We start from the raw sequence: 13923 nt of genomic DNA on the forward strand, positions 1-13923 counted from the left end.
GAACATGTAAACAGAGCATACAAAAAGCCGCACGTATGCGGCTTTTTATTATTCATATCCTCTTTCACGAGCCCTTGCTTCATCTTTGATTTCTGCCCGCATCGCCTCAATTGCTTCTTCACGGCGATGGTTTTTTTCCCTAATTTTTTCGCGCTCCTCTGGACTAGCAAACGCCATCGTCTCTTCCGCTTTTTCAATATTCTCAAGCGTATTTTGTACCATGTCTTGTAACTTTTCTACATTGTCACGACGATCATCATAATTTGGTTTCATTTTATCATCCTCCTTGTCAAAGTAAAATGTACATTTTTTATCGTGTACGTTTTTCTTCATGTTATACAAACTTTATTGTTTTTGTTTATTATAATTTTATTATGTAAACTATATAAGGGCGAACATTCGCCCTTACTCACCCTTCGTTTGAATCACTTGTGGATGTTGACCAGATTGATCTTGCATTTGCTTCCCCTTATTGCCGCCTGCCGCTCTTGGTTTTGTTCCAATATGTTGCGGCACAAATGTCTGTTGATTACTTTTTGGATTACCCATTTATTCATCCCCCCTCCCTTATAGTATGGCTTTGTTATTCCGCTTTATGAAGCCAACGCGTTTCCATTTTCTCTTCCAATTTTTCTAATGCACTTGCATCGTTCAATAGTTGTCTTTTATTTTCCATCACAAGTTCTGCAAATGTCCGCTTTCTTATTTTTCGCATCGCCTATTCACCTACTTTTTGTTTTTTTCTATCTTTTCCAAACATAATGAAAAATATACAAAAAATAGCCGATCACTCGGCTATTTCCCCCATTTCTCTACATATTGCACCATTTGTTCATACGACATTGGACCGATTTGCTTTTCACGAATAATGCCTTGTCGATCGATAATAAACGACGTCGGAATCGGTTGAATCTCATATTGCTTCATGACATGTCCATCAACATCTAGCACAACCGGAAACGTTAATCGATAATTTTTTATAAACTGATTCACTTTTTCTTTCGAATCTCTCACCATTACATTGACAGCTACAATTTCTACTTGTTTTTCATAACGTTCATAAAACGTTTGCATATCCGGCATTTCCGCGCGACAAGGTGGGCACCACGTTGCCCAAAAATTCACAATCACTACCTTTCCACGTAATTGTGAAAGTTGAATGACTTTTCCATCAATCGTTTGTAAAGAAAAGTCCGGTGCCTTCATTCCAATATGAATACCGGTTGCGATCGTTTGTCTTTCCGTTATATGTTCCCAAAGCATGTATGCAAAAAAACTAAATAAAATAATAATAGCGAGCCACTTTTTCATCGACATACCGCCCTTCGATTTGTCATCTCAAAAAAAGGCGCATATGCGCGCCTTATCGAATATTTTTATGCTCGTTGCTCATTTTTTTCACTTCAACTTCAGCATATGAAGCAAACTCATTATTGAAGTCGTTTTTCTGTTTTGCGTTATTGTTTCGTTGCGCATTGGCGTTTCCTAATTTTGTTCGTCCCATCGCTTCACCCTCCTTTTTATACATGATGCATAAATAGTATGCACGAACGGGACGTTTTACACTACGACGATTTATTATTTAATTTTTGGACATATTCCTTTACCATGTCAACCGTCACATATTTTCGCTGTGGTACAATTCCATTTTTGGCTAGTTCATTTATTTGTTTTGTTACTTCATTGATGTTTTGTACAGAAAACGGTTCACCTCGTTGACATAAAGAGACGGCTTCTTCAATATACGCTTCCCGTTTCGCATCTAGCTCGATAAACGCCCGAACGAGTGCATGTTGCTTTTGTGAATGTGCTGTAATCGCCTGGTGAACTTCATTCATTATCCATTCCTCCGATCATATCGTAAATATGTTGTAATTCGTCTATTGGTGCTTTAGCCGTTAGTGCGGCAAATAAACCTGTAAAATGCTCATTTAGTTGTTCACGCATATGACAATGAAGTTGCTCAATAATCGTATTCCACTGTTTTGTATAATGCGTAAGCAACCGTTGTTTTTGTTCAGTTACATACGCTGAAATCGGCTCACGTAATTGTTTTTCTAGTTCTTCTTTCATAAACCGCTTTTCATCTTTTTCAAAAAATGATTTCGCGTTTTTGTACAACGAAAGCGCCTTTTTAAATATATTGCGATCGATTTGCTCAAAAGCGATCGGGAATTGTAACGTTGGAAAACTTGGAAGATCGACTTTTGTTACAATGAGATCATGCACTTGCTTCCACTGGTTTTCTAGCGCCATAAAATGAAGATCGTAACGTTTATTTATAAACGCTTCGATTCTTAAGCTAGTGGCACGCATTTCCTGTGCCAAATCAAATCCGATGGAGTATAAAAACTCATCTAAACATAATTGTAACGCTTTTTTTATATTTGTTTGTCGATCATGCAAAACAGACGGATTAAACGACTCTTTAAACCAATCTGACAGACGGAAAGAAATACGCTGTTGAATATAATAAACTAACTCGTTCAGCTCCTGTTCGATTGCATGAATGTCATGATTTGTTTCATATTGTTCAATCATTCGTTCAAGCTGTTGTCGCTCTTGTTGCAAGATGTGCAACTTTTTCCGTTTCATATCATCGCTTTGCTTAGCTTCTGCAATATATTCTGCTAACCGTTTACGCGCTTGCTTCATTTGCAAACGAGCAGAAGCAATGGCCAATGAGCCGATCTCATGATGGATAAACGGATAAAATGTTTGCTCGAACGTGCTCATTCCTGAATTCGCTAACACATGATGATCGAATGTTTCCCCGTTTTTCTCTGCAAGTGCCCATTTACTCGATAATGGAAAAAGACGCGGATGGCGAATACCGAATTGCAAAAGCTGCTCTTTCACATAACGAACGACCGCCTGCAATTCTTCTTCTGTATGAGCTAGATCAGCTGCATTAATGATGAAAAACATTTTATCTAAACTAAACGTATCTTTGACGCGACCAAGCTGAATTAAAAATTCACGATCCGCTTTTGAAAACGCATGATTATAATATGTGACAAAGAAAATCGCATCAGCATTTTTTATGTAATTAAATGCTACTCCTGTATGACGGGCATTGACCGAATCAGCTCCAGGTGTATCGACAAGAATAATGTTTTCACGAGTAAGCGGACAATCATAATACAATTCAATCCATTCAACAAAACACGATTTCGTTTCATTCGCTACATATTCGTGAAATTGCTGGAATGAGATGACAAGCAATCGGCCTAGATTTTCTTTCATTTGTTCATAACCGCGCACGACAGCTTGCAAAAATGCCCAATGTACCCGTTCTTTTGCATCAACAGCTTGACTACGAATAGCTTTTTTGCTTTCTTCGATCGCCTCTTGTAACGAATGAACTTGCACACCGAAAAAGCGCAAGGAGTGTTGCAAATCGTTTAAAAGCTGCTGCTCTGTTTTTACTTGTACAACAACGGTTCCATGTGGATGCTCATCTGTCGGTGGAACAATTTTATTTATTGTCGCCGTTGTGGGATGAGGCGAAACAGGTAAGACGTGTTCACCTATTAACGCGTTTGCAAATGAAGACTTTCCTGCACTAAAAGCCCCAAATAGAGCAATTGTAAACGTCCGTTGTTGAAGTTGTTGAATTTTTTCGCTCATTTCTTTCGCTAGCTGCTTCATCCCTTCAATCGGGGCAATCATTTGGCTGATGACGCGTAGCTTTTCGATCGTTTGCTCAACCGTCTCACTTGCCATTTGCACCGTTTGAATTGGACGTTCTTCTTGCATCGCTTCATTTTCCTGTGGAACTTCTTCTTTCTTTTGATTGCTTATTCGCATCGTAAACGTCTCGTGAATGAATGGATAAATCGCATCATCGCTTAACGGCGTTGCATGTTCAACGACTTTTTGCAATCGGTGACGCCTATGTTTCCGCTGATGAACAAGTTGTTTCAATTGCTCCCAACGCGCCCGTTCCTTCATCAGCTCATCTAGCTGTTGCTCATATATATTTAACCGTTGTTGCTCCTTCCCTTTTTCAATCATTTGCTCTGCGAGTTGAAGGGCCGCATCGCGATATAACCGCTTTATTTCATTTGCTATGTCGTTTGTATACGTTAACACATAATCCCCTGTAACAAGCGGCTGATTTGGCTTCCGCTCAACAATCCATTGTTCTGAAAACGGAACGGTTAATTGTTGAATACGATGTAATAACTCGTGGTCATGAACATCATATTGTTGATAAAAACGTTTCAGTAAGTCCCGAACATGCCATTCTAGTTGACTTTCGATTTTTTTGCGCAAATCTTCATAAAAAGCACGCAGTCGTTTTTTACGCTCTTCTTCTGTTTTTTGTTTTGTAAATAAAAAACCAACTTTAAAATCAGGTTGACATGCTTCTAAATAGGCACGGGCATGCTCTCGTGTTTCATAAGGCATCATATAAGCGTTATGTAACGTTGTTTCTAACTGCTGTTCAACATGCTGCTTTGCACTCAACCACGTTTTCTTTATATGATCAATCGCTCGTTCCGTTTCTTCCGTTTTTTTAAGAAGCATTCCTTCATCCTCAAACGAAAGCGATTGACGAATATGTTGCTCTTCTTCCTCTTGTTGAGCGATGAACATCTGCATATGATCATCAATCATTTGCTCGACAGCAATACGCATACTTTGCTCAAGTCGCTCCTCTTTTTCACGAAAAAGCAACTGCAACAACTGTTTCAATTCATCGAACTCATTATGTACATGCTCTTTTTGTTTGAGGGAAGTATAACACATGCGTTCAAATGTGACCCCCCACTGTTGAAATGCCTCTTCAACAGAGCGAGTAAACTGCGAAAACGAAAGCTCTTGTTCACGATGTTTATCAATTTGATTTACAACTAAGTATAACGTTTTCCCATACTGTGACAACCGTTTTGTAAACTCAAAATTCAATTCTGCTTGAACATGGTTATAGTCCATTACATAAAATATAACATCGGCTAAGTGAAGGGCAGACTCTGTTGCCAAACGATGAGCATCATCTGTCGAATCAATTCCCGGCGTATCCATAAGCACAACTCCACTTGGGATAGCGTCTGTTTCATCGCTAATTTCGATCATGTCAATTGTATCGCCGTCCTGACAAAACGTTTTTACCTCTTCGTAATTGTAAGGAGCTGCGTATTCAATCGCTTGACCAGACTTATAATATACGCGCGCATACGGTTTCCCCGCTTTTACTTTCACAAGATTTGCACTTGTTGGAATAGGACTAGACGGCAACAGTGAACCACCGATTAATTCATTAATTAAGCTAGACTTTCCGGCAGAAAAATGACCACAAAAAGCGATTGTAAATTCTTGGTTATACACTTTTTTAATTAATTGTTTCGTCTTATTTGCCTGCGCAATGTCACCCATCTTCATAAATTCGTCATGAAGTGCAATCAAGCGATATATCCATTGTTGCAATGATTTTGTTTTTACCATTCCCATAATTACCCATACCCCTTTAAAAAAATCTACCTTCATTTTACTGTAATTCACAAAAAAAATACATAAAAAATCCCCTGCTTATGAGGGGGATTTTAATAAACGTAACGCCTGTTCCTCCGCACGAATACGAATAGATAAAAGGTACGCGTTACATATTGTGAATATGACAGCTGTCCAATACGCTTGAAACATAAGTGGAATAACGATGAATTCTAGCACAACCACAAGGTAATTCGGGTGACGAAACCATCGATATGGACCTTTCTGTACTCGTTCTGCTTTTGGCAATACAATAATCTTTGTATTCCAATATCTTCCGAGTGAAACGATAACCCAAAGACGGAATAGCTGTAATACGACAAATATGTTAAACAAAACAGACCACAATGGTGACGGACGTTTACGAATTCCCTCCAGCAAGAGTGAAACGAAAAATAAACTATGCATACATACGATATATTTATAGTGATTTTGTCCGAACTCTTTTGCTCCCCTCTCTTTCATCCATCTTTCATTTCTTTTTGCCCAATATAACTCAACGAACCGTTGAACAATTAAAAAGAAAAGCATTCTCCATTTCATGCTTCATCTCCCCATTTTAACAACAAAAGTTCACAACTAAATCCCGGTCCCATCGCCATCATTAAACCATATCCTCGTGGAGTCATCGACTGTTGCAAAAAGCGTTGTAAAACAGCGAGCACAGTAACAGATGACATGTTTCCGTACTGTTGTAAAACCGTGATCGCATGAGCAAGCTTGTCTTCATCGATGTGTAAACTATCTCGATACGCATCAAGCACTTTTTTACCGCCTGGGTGCAAAATAAAATGTTCAATTTCGGAAAAATTTATTCCATTTCTTCCTAAAAATAATTTTACGATGTCACCAATTGATTGACGAATCATCGTCGGAATATGTCGGGAAAACACAACATAAAAACCTTGATCTTTTATATCCCATCCCATGACATCTTCCGTGTTACGCATAAATACCGATTGCATATCAATCACCTGTGGAGTGACGCTTTGCTGCTGTACATCATCCCCCACCACACACGCGCAACCTACTCCATCAGCAAATAGTGATGTGCCAATAAGATTACTTTTTGATACATCATCCATCTGAAACGTTAGACTGCAAAACTCCACAGCAAGAACAAGCACTTTTGCTTTCGGATATGCTCGACAGTAATCTACCGCTCGCGCAATGCCAGCTGCTCCACCCGCACATCCGAGCCCCCATATCGGGATGCGTTTCGTGTGGACAGAAAAAGAAAGTTCATTCATGATTCTTGCCTCAATGCTTGGTGTAGCAATTCCCGTCGTTGAAATGAAAAGGATTGCTTCAATGTCTTCAACAACAATATTTGCACGATGTAAACAGCGCATAATCGCCTCTTTTCCATATCGAACAGCATGCTCAATATACAGCTCATTTTTCTCAGCAAACGAATGAGTGTGCATATACCAATCTAATGGTTGTACAAGAGATCTTGATTGAATATGATCATGTTGAAAAATAGATAATAACCGATCAATATGTTCATAACGATGTTGAAACATGCGTTTTATTGCAACCATCACCTCGTTTTGTGAAACGCGGTAAGGAAGTTCAGCCAATTCAACTGCAACGATACTTGGCATCCAAGTCCCTCCTTTCGATAAAGATAATATTTTCCTAATAAAGAAATTTTATTCATAACAAACAGAAAAGCTTTCCTCTCAGCAACAGGAGGAAAGCTTTCGACGTTTTGAAAGGAGGGATGTTGTTGTGCACTTTCATTATAACGCAATTTGTCGTTTCGTCACTATGTTTTTTATATATTCGTATCTGTGTTTATCGAAAAATGATGTCATCAAAGTGAAAAATTTGTTATGATGAAGAAAAAAGGGGGTCTTTTTTATGGCGTTAGGTGAAAAAATTACAACGATTTTAAATGGAACGATCGAATCGATTCGATCTGTTATCCCACTATCAATGACAATCGATAAACCTTCATTGTTTGTCCAACCTTTCACACAAACATCCATTAGCGTATTAATTGGGATGACCGGAGACTTACGTGGGCGTCTAATCATTGAAGGACATGAAACGATGTTTGGAAGCATCGGGGAAACGATGTTTGGTATGCCGTTAGAAGGCGAAATGCTTGAATCATTTACGGGTGAGCTCGGCAATATGATTGCAGGAAACTTGGCCACAGTTGTATCACAAAAAGGAATTACAATTGATATTACTCCTCCAACTGTCCTTGTTGGTCAAACAAAAATTTACGGTTTTGACAAAGCTTTCCGCGTACCGATCCACTTCGAAAGCAACGGAGAATTACAACTTATTTTAACAATTGATAGTGAATAAATGAAATGAGAAGCTTGCACTTGTAAGCTTCTTTTTTTATGCCATAGCCATCTTTTTCTAAATATTTCACACTTTTTTCACAACCTCACAAAATGCGTGTGACAAAAGTCACAGCTATCCCTTATTTTTACGGTTATGATGATGGTAAAGTAACGAATGAACAATTTGTGAAACATCTGAAAAAAGCATTTCATTTCACAAATTGTTTTGTATGATGTAAGTGTATACATTTCTATTTAAGGTTTATTTAGGAAAGGGGGATGAAGATGAAAACGCAATTAAACACAAACACACCAAAAACAAAAGTAGAGAAAGAACCTGCATTAAAAGGAACGCTTGCTTCTGTTTTGTTTTTGGGATTTTTCCTTATTTTCACGTGGGTAAGTGTGTATTTCTTGTTTTTAAATCGTTTGTAGAGCGAAAGGAGACGAAGCGTTATGCACATGCATAAGTATGAGAAAATTTGGCTATTTTTCGGCATCGGCTCGCTATTTGTATTTTTAGCTGTCTTAGGCGTCGGTGCATTTGCACAAGGCACACAGCCACCAAGCTGTTTAACAACGATCGATCCGGAAAAAGTAGATCAAACACCACCATTTGATAAACCAGGCCTTGTTAAAACGGGAGATAATGAATATCAACTGAACATCGTTGCTTCTGCTTTTGCGTACACACCAAACCAGATCGAAATCCCAAAAGGAGCAAAAGTAACGATTAATGTCGCAACGAAAGATGTGATCCACGGGTTTGAAATGGCTGGAACGAACGTAAATATGATGGTTGAGCCTGGATATGTCAGTAGCTATACACAAACATTTGATAAAATCGGAGAGTATGTCATTTTATGTAATGAATATTGCGGTGCCGGTCACCATTTAATGACGGCGAAAGTGAAGGTGGTTGAACAATGATGAACGGAACATGGAAAGTAGATGCTCGTGATGGCAAATTAGCCATGGCCCATATTTATGTCGCTTTCGTTGCTCTTGCGTTAGGGGGACTTGCTGGTCTATTACAAGTGCTTGTGCGCTCTGGAAAATTTGAATTGCCGGCAGGTATTAGCTATTATACGATTTTAACAACGCACGGCGTATTGCTCGGACTCGTTTTAACTACATTCTTTATTATTGGTTTTCAATTTGCTGCTGTAAGTCGTACTGCTGGGACGCTCTCTGACCGCGTGCGGTTTTGGGGTTGGGTCGGTTTTTGGCTCATGACAATCGGTACAGCGATTACTGCCTTTTACATTTTAATTGGTGAAGCTTCTGTTTTATATACGTTTTATGCACCTTTACAAGCACATGCAGGATTTTATATCGGTTTAACACTTGTCGTTGTTGGTAGCTGGATTAGCGGCTTTGCAACGTTTGCTCATTATGCAAAATGGAAAAAAGCTCATCCCGGTCAAGTAAGTCCATTACTTACATTTATGTCTGTTGTCAACATGGTATTATGGCTCATTTGTTCACTCGGTGTAGCAGCAACTGTATTATTCCAGCTCATTCCTTGGTCGTTAGGCTATGTCGATCGGATTAACGTGCTTGTAAGCCGAACATTGTTCTGGTACTTTGGTCACCCGCTCGTATATTTCTGGTTATTACCGGCATATATGATTTGGTATGCGATTATTCCAAAAATTATTGGTGGGAAAATGTTTTCTGACTCTCTTGCCCGTATGTCATTCATCTTATTCTTAATTTTCTCGATTCCTGTCGGTTTCCACCATCAACTTGTGGAACCTGGAATTGATCCAGCTTGGAAATACTTACAAGTTGTCTTAACGTTTATGGTCGTTATTCCATCATTAATGACTGCGTTCTCAATGTTCGCAACGTTTGAAATGTACGGTCGCTCAAAAGGAGCAACAGGACTATTCGGATGGTTACGAAAACTTCCTTGGGGTGATGCGCGTTTCTTTGCACCATTTGTTGGTATGTTATTCTTTATCCCTGCTGGTGCTGGTGGTCTCGTCAACGCATCACACCAATTAAACCAAGTCGTTCATAATACGATTTGGGTAACTGGTCACTTCCATTTAACGTTAGCTACAACGGTTGTGTTGACATTCTTTGGGGCAGCTTATTGGCTTATCCCGCACTTAACGGGACGCGTCATGACAAAAGCAATGAATCGTCTAGCGATTATTCAAACGATCGTTTGGTCCATTGGTATGATTTTCATGTCTAGTGCAATGCATTTTGCAGGGTTACTTGGTGCCCCACGCCGTTCAGCATTCTCAACATACGGTGACGCACCACAAGCACTAGAGTGGATTCCTTATCAAATCGCCCAAGCGGTTGGTGGAACGATTTTATTCATCGGTATTATTCTCGTGCTCATTATCGTGACAAACTTAGCATTTTTCGCTCCGAAAGGTGAAACAGAGTTCCCTGTTGCAGAAGTTGCTGAGCAGGCTGAACGTACACCACTTGTGTTCGAAAACTGGAAATTGTGGATCGGTATTGCTGTTGTACTTATTTTAATCGCATATACCGTTCCATTTATCGACATGATCCAAAATGCACCTCCTGGATCAAAAGGATTTAAACTTTGGTAAAAAACCGGGCACTCGCCCGGTTTTTTATAATCGATAAATATGTTTATATTTTTCTTCTAAGTAATGGATTAAGTAGATCGGATTTAGACCTTCCCCGGTTACTTCATGCAAAATATCGAGCGGTTTTTTCGTCTTTCCGAATTGGTGAACATGTTTTGTAAGCCATTCTCGAATACGAACAAGTTCCCCATTTTCAAGCAACTGATTAAATGGTAGTTCTTTCTCCATTGTGTGTTTAAACTGTGCCGCGTACATATATCCAAGCGCATACGATGGAAAATAACCGAAACTTCCTCCAGCCCAATGCACATCTTGAAGAATTCCTTCCGCATCACGCTCTGGACGAATACCTAAATACGCTTCGTATTTTTCGTCCCAAATATATGGTAAATCTTTCACTTCAATTGCGTCATCAAACAACGCTTTTTCCATTTCATATCGAACAATAATGTGTAATGGATACGTCAGTTCATCAGCTTCAATGCGAATAAGAGACGGTTTCGACTCATTAATTGCACGATAAAAATCGTCTAATGAAACATGTGAGAAGTGCGAAGCGTATTGTTGTAATAAACGATAATATCGCTTCCAAAATGAATAATGACGAGCAATAAAGTTTTCATAAAATAGCGATTGTGATTCATGAATCCCCATTGACGTTCCATCGTACAATGGTGTCCCTGCCAGTTCTTTAGAAATATGTTGTTCATAAAGGGCATGACCACATTCGTGAATTGTACCAAATACAGCTGTTCGGAAATCATTTTCGTCATATTTCGTTGTAATTCGGACGTCCCCATCATTTAATGTAATCGCAAAAGGATGCACAGTTTCATCCAGCCGCCCTGCGTCAAAGTCGTAACCTAGCTCTTTTAAAAGCGCTAAACTAAATGCTCTTTGCTTTTCTTTCGGAAATGGTTGAAATAAAAAGCTCGTGTCCGGTTTGTGACGGGACTCGCGAATTTGTTGAACAAGCGGAACAATATGATCACGTAATTTTGAAAACACATTATCTAATAAATCGACTGTCACACCCGGCTCATATAAATCTAATAGCGTATTATATGGATGTCCGTTTGTTCCCCAATATGTAACGAAACGTTTTGTAAAGTCAACAAGCTGTTTTAAATACGGTTCAAAAAGGGAAAAATCAGATTTTGCTTTCGCTTCTTCCCATACGCTTTCCGCTTTTGATTGCAAAATGACAAATTGTTTATATTCATCCGCAGGAATTTTTTTATTGCGTTCATACTCTTTTTGACATTCTGCTAACGTATAACGGGTAACAGGCGATAATTGTTCTTGTACCGACTTAGCGGAAAGCTCCGCAATATATGCGGCCATTTGCTCTGAAGTCGACATGCGAAACACTTCTTGTGACAACATGCCGATCACTTCAGAACGTTGGTCAACCCCTTTTTTCGGTGCCCCTGTACGCAAATCCCAATACATAAGGGAAATGGCTTCTTTATATGCCATCATTTTTTTGACGTATTGTCGAAATTGCTTTTCTACTTCTTGAATATTCGTTTTCATCTTCTTCCCTCCATTCTGTATTTGTTATTCTACAATACTTACAATGATTCCTTTATTTTTGTTGTACATCTGTCGGTAATACACGTTTGATCACCTCGATCACTTGCATCGGTTCTTCATCTGTTACAAAAATACATACGATTCCTCGATCATCACGTTGACGAATAAGACGCCCGACCCCTTGTCGCAATCGTAAAATCATATACGGAACATCAACTTCCCAAAACGGATTGTCCGTTTCCTTTCGCTTCGCCTGAAAAACAGGGTCATTCGGAGGGTAAGGAAGCGCCCAAATAATCACGTTGCTTAATGAAGGGCCTGGAATGTCCAATCCTTCCCATAAATGTTGGGCACATAAAATCGTTTCTTCTTCGTTTTGAAAACGGGAAACAAGCTCGCTAATTTCTTGATCCCCTTCAAATAAGAAAGTAAATTGTTCTTCACGTTGGGCGCGAGCTTTAAATTCATTCAATTGTTCACGCGTCGGGAACAATACGAGAGCACGCCCATTCGTTTCGCGGATTTTTTCTAAGGCATACGCATATTTTTCTTCAAATATACGTTCGTTATTTCTAAATATCGGCATGTAAATTTTCATTTGTTCATCATAGTCAAACGGGGAATCGACATGAAACGATACATATTCGTCAATTCCTAGACTTTTTGCCATATAATCAAATGATTTTTCATTTGATAGTGTAGCAGACGAAAAAATAAATGGCATACGTTTAGAAAATACTTTTTCACGCAACACTTCTTGTACCGTTCTCGGCATAATGACAAGCGTATTGCCATCTAGCGACGATTCAAGCCATGTAATGGCATCCCGATTATGAATAAATAAGTGCAAGGAGTGATGAATTTGATCTAGGTACTCATCCACAACTTTTAATTGATACTGGTCAATTGTGTACGTCTCACTTTCGAAGACGAGTTCATCGCCAATTTGCTCAACTTTCGTTTGCAATGTTTGCGCAAGTTGCAAAAGAGATGGAGTAAACGTTAATTCTTGACGATTCGATCCCGGTACAGCTTTCGCATGATTCATTAATTCATCAAAAAAACGTACACTAAGTTCTAATGTATCTTCAATTAAATAAGCTAATTGTTCACGAATATCATTTTCTAATAAACGAGAAAGCAACGTCTCTAACGTCGTTTCTTTCATACGATACGTCAACGCTTTTTGCGCCGCAAACTCTAATAAATGCCCTTCGTCAAAAATGACACAGCTCGCTTCAGGCAAAAGAGGGAGCTGCCCCTCACGTTTCCGCGCTTCATACGTCCAAATATGTTCCATATAAAAATCGTGCGAACAAATAATTAAATCCGCTGCTTTGCGATAATGATCGCGCGATAACGTTTGACCACAACGATGGCGTTTTTCGCACGCTAAACAGTCTTGAAACGGATCCCAAGCAATTTTTGACCATTGTTCATCACTTAAATGAGGGTAATCTTTCCGATCACCGTAATGATAAAACGTTTGAAGTGGAGCATGATCATGAACAAATGGAGGCAATTCATCAAAAATTTGTTCATACAATTCCTCTTCTTCGGTCATTAGTACATCATCGAGTTTGTTCAAACATAAATATTGATCTGGTGATTTGGCCAAACGAACATCGATATTCATATGTAAAACACGTGAAATTTTTGCAATATCCCCTTCTTTTTTCACAAGCTGTTCAATTAACGTTTCATCTGCACATGCAATAATCGCTGGTTTTCCGATATAACGGGCATAGCAAATAGCATAAAGTAAATATACGATCGTTTTTCCTGTTCCCACGCCTGCTTCAGCAAACATCACTTTTTTCTCTTTAAATGCTCGCTCAAGTTGAAACGCCATAAAAATTTGTTCATCGCGCAATTCAAAACCAGCTTCAGGTAAAATATCGTAAAATACGTCTCCAATCCATTCGTTTAACTTATCAAAAAAACTTTCATTTTTACTTAATGCAAACGGATATTTGCTCATACTGTTTTAGCCCCTCCATCAATTTAAACGA

The 13923-nt window shown here is 39.0% G+C and carries 15 protein-coding genes; 4 read left to right on the forward strand and 11 right to left on the reverse strand.

The window, feature by feature from the left end; genetic code table 11:
- Positions 1-48: 48 nt before the first annotated feature.
- The 9 genes from tlp to ACPF7I_RS07405 all read right to left on the reverse strand — a co-directional run bounded on the left by tlp (position 49) and on the right by ACPF7I_RS07405 (position 7103).
- A complete protein-coding gene (gene tlp, locus ACPF7I_RS07365; protein WP_181520142.1) occupies positions 49-273 on the reverse strand; it encodes a small acid-soluble spore protein Tlp in 225 nt (74 codons plus the stop codon).
- Positions 274-405: 132 nt separating this feature from the next.
- Complete coding sequence (locus tag ACPF7I_RS07370) at positions 406-549, reverse strand: acid-soluble spore protein N (RefSeq protein ID WP_430744080.1); 144 nt, start codon at positions 547-549, stop codon at positions 406-408.
- Positions 550-583: 34 nt separating this feature from the next.
- The gene (locus tag ACPF7I_RS07375) at positions 584-715 is read right to left on the reverse strand and encodes an FbpB family small basic protein (RefSeq protein WP_430744079.1); all 132 of its coding nucleotides are present in this window, start codon (positions 713-715) and stop codon (positions 584-586) included.
- Between the two features lie 80 nt (positions 716-795).
- The gene (locus tag ACPF7I_RS07380) at positions 796-1317 is read right to left on the reverse strand and encodes a TlpA family protein disulfide reductase (RefSeq protein ID WP_430744078.1); all 522 of its coding nucleotides are present in this window, start codon (positions 1315-1317) and stop codon (positions 796-798) included.
- 46 nt (positions 1318-1363) lie between these two features.
- A complete protein-coding gene (locus tag ACPF7I_RS07385) occupies positions 1364-1504 on the reverse strand; it encodes a hypothetical protein (RefSeq protein WP_009361292.1) in 141 nt (46 codons plus the stop codon).
- 61 nt (positions 1505-1565) lie between these two features.
- Positions 1566-1838: a YpbS family protein gene (locus ACPF7I_RS07390; protein ID WP_430744077.1), complete on the reverse strand. Its 273-nt coding sequence runs from the start codon at positions 1836-1838 to the stop codon at positions 1566-1568.
- A complete protein-coding gene (locus ACPF7I_RS07395; protein ID WP_430744076.1) occupies positions 1831-5457 on the reverse strand; it encodes a dynamin family protein in 3627 nt (1208 codons plus the stop codon). Before ACPF7I_RS07395 ends, ACPF7I_RS07390 begins: the two co-directional genes overlap by 8 nt.
- A gap of 78 nt (positions 5458-5535) precedes the next feature.
- Positions 5536-6039 (reverse strand): isoprenylcysteine carboxyl methyltransferase family protein, encoded by a 504-nt coding sequence (locus ACPF7I_RS07400; protein ID WP_430744075.1) that lies wholly within the window; start codon positions 6037-6039, stop codon positions 5536-5538.
- On the reverse strand, positions 6036-7103 hold the full coding sequence (locus ACPF7I_RS07405) for a type III polyketide synthase (protein WP_430744074.1): 1068 nt from the start codon (positions 7101-7103) through the stop codon (positions 6036-6038). Before ACPF7I_RS07405 ends, ACPF7I_RS07400 begins: the two co-directional genes overlap by 4 nt.
- Positions 7104-7362: 259 nt before the next feature.
- Between ACPF7I_RS07405 and ACPF7I_RS07410 the strand changes: the two genes are divergently transcribed.
- The 4 genes from ACPF7I_RS07410 (at position 7363) to ACPF7I_RS07425 (ending at position 10375) form a co-directional block, all read left to right on the forward strand.
- Positions 7363-7818 (forward strand): chemotaxis protein CheX, encoded by a 456-nt coding sequence (locus ACPF7I_RS07410; protein WP_430744073.1) that lies wholly within the window; start codon positions 7363-7365, stop codon positions 7816-7818.
- Positions 7819-8084: 266 nt separating this feature from the next.
- Positions 8085-8234 (forward strand): cytochrome c oxidase subunit 2A, encoded by a 150-nt coding sequence (locus ACPF7I_RS07415; protein WP_009361298.1) that lies wholly within the window; start codon positions 8085-8087, stop codon positions 8232-8234.
- Between the two features lie 21 nt (positions 8235-8255).
- Positions 8256-8729 (forward strand): cytochrome c oxidase subunit II, encoded by a 474-nt coding sequence (locus ACPF7I_RS07420; RefSeq protein WP_430744072.1) that lies wholly within the window; start codon positions 8256-8258, stop codon positions 8727-8729.
- The gene (locus ACPF7I_RS07425; RefSeq protein ID WP_430744071.1) at positions 8726-10375 is read left to right on the forward strand and encodes a b(o/a)3-type cytochrome-c oxidase subunit 1; all 1650 of its coding nucleotides are present in this window, start codon (positions 8726-8728) and stop codon (positions 10373-10375) included. Before ACPF7I_RS07420 ends, ACPF7I_RS07425 begins: the two co-directional genes overlap by 4 nt.
- A 24-nt stretch (positions 10376-10399) precedes the next feature.
- Here ACPF7I_RS07425 and ACPF7I_RS07430 read toward each other — a convergent pair whose 3' ends face one another.
- Entirely contained in the window at positions 10400-11911 is a 1512-nt protein-coding gene (locus ACPF7I_RS07430) for a carboxypeptidase M32 (RefSeq protein ID WP_430744070.1), read from the reverse strand.
- Positions 11912-11963: 52 nt separating this feature from the next.
- A complete protein-coding gene (locus tag ACPF7I_RS07435; RefSeq protein WP_430744069.1) occupies positions 11964-13892 on the reverse strand; it encodes an ATP-dependent DNA helicase in 1929 nt (642 codons plus the stop codon).
- Positions 13893-13923: the final 31 nt, after the last annotated feature.

The sequence above is a fragment of the Anoxybacillus dikiliensis genome, from assembly GCF_050613275.1.
Taxonomy (GTDB): Bacteria; Bacillota; Bacilli; order Bacillales; family Anoxybacillaceae; genus Anoxybacillus.

Bases quoted from the DNA above. Each gene is read 5' to 3' on its own strand.
- ACPF7I_RS07405 (WP_430744074.1), bottom strand. From the start codon at position 7,103: ATGCCAAGTATCGTTGCAGTTGAATTGGCTGAACTTCCTTACCGCGTT.
- ACPF7I_RS07435 (WP_430744069.1), bottom strand. From the start codon at position 13,892: ATGAGCAAATATCCGTTTGCATTAAGTAAAAATGAAAGTTTTTTTGAT.
- ACPF7I_RS07430 (WP_430744070.1), bottom strand. From the start codon at position 11,911: ATGAAAACGAATATTCAAGAAGTAGAAAAGCAATTTCGACAATACGTC.
- ACPF7I_RS07375 (WP_430744079.1), bottom strand. From the start codon at position 715: ATGCGAAAAATAAGAAAGCGGACATTTGCAGAACTTGTGATGGAAAAT.
- ACPF7I_RS07415 (WP_009361298.1), top strand. From the start codon at position 8,085: ATGAAAACGCAATTAAACACAAACACACCAAAAACAAAAGTAGAGAAA.
- ACPF7I_RS07370 (WP_430744080.1), bottom strand. From the start codon at position 549: ATGGGTAATCCAAAAAGTAATCAACAGACATTTGTGCCGCAACATATT.
- ACPF7I_RS07410 (WP_430744073.1), top strand. From the start codon at position 7,363: ATGGCGTTAGGTGAAAAAATTACAACGATTTTAAATGGAACGATCGAA.
- ACPF7I_RS07425 (WP_430744071.1), top strand. From the start codon at position 8,726: ATGATGAACGGAACATGGAAAGTAGATGCTCGTGATGGCAAATTAGCC.
- ACPF7I_RS07380 (WP_430744078.1), bottom strand. From the start codon at position 1,317: ATGTCGATGAAAAAGTGGCTCGCTATTATTATTTTATTTAGTTTTTTT.
- ACPF7I_RS07395 (WP_430744076.1), bottom strand. From the start codon at position 5,457: ATGGGAATGGTAAAAACAAAATCATTGCAACAATGGATATATCGCTTG.
- ACPF7I_RS07400 (WP_430744075.1), bottom strand. From the start codon at position 6,039: ATGAAATGGAGAATGCTTTTCTTTTTAATTGTTCAACGGTTCGTTGAG.
- ACPF7I_RS07390 (WP_430744077.1), bottom strand. From the start codon at position 1,838: ATGAATGAAGTTCACCAGGCGATTACAGCACATTCACAAAAGCAACAT.
- ACPF7I_RS07385 (WP_009361292.1), bottom strand. From the start codon at position 1,504: ATGGGACGAACAAAATTAGGAAACGCCAATGCGCAACGAAACAATAAC.
- tlp (WP_181520142.1), bottom strand. From the start codon at position 273: ATGAAACCAAATTATGATGATCGTCGTGACAATGTAGAAAAGTTACAA.
- ACPF7I_RS07420 (WP_430744072.1), top strand. From the start codon at position 8,256: ATGCACATGCATAAGTATGAGAAAATTTGGCTATTTTTCGGCATCGGC.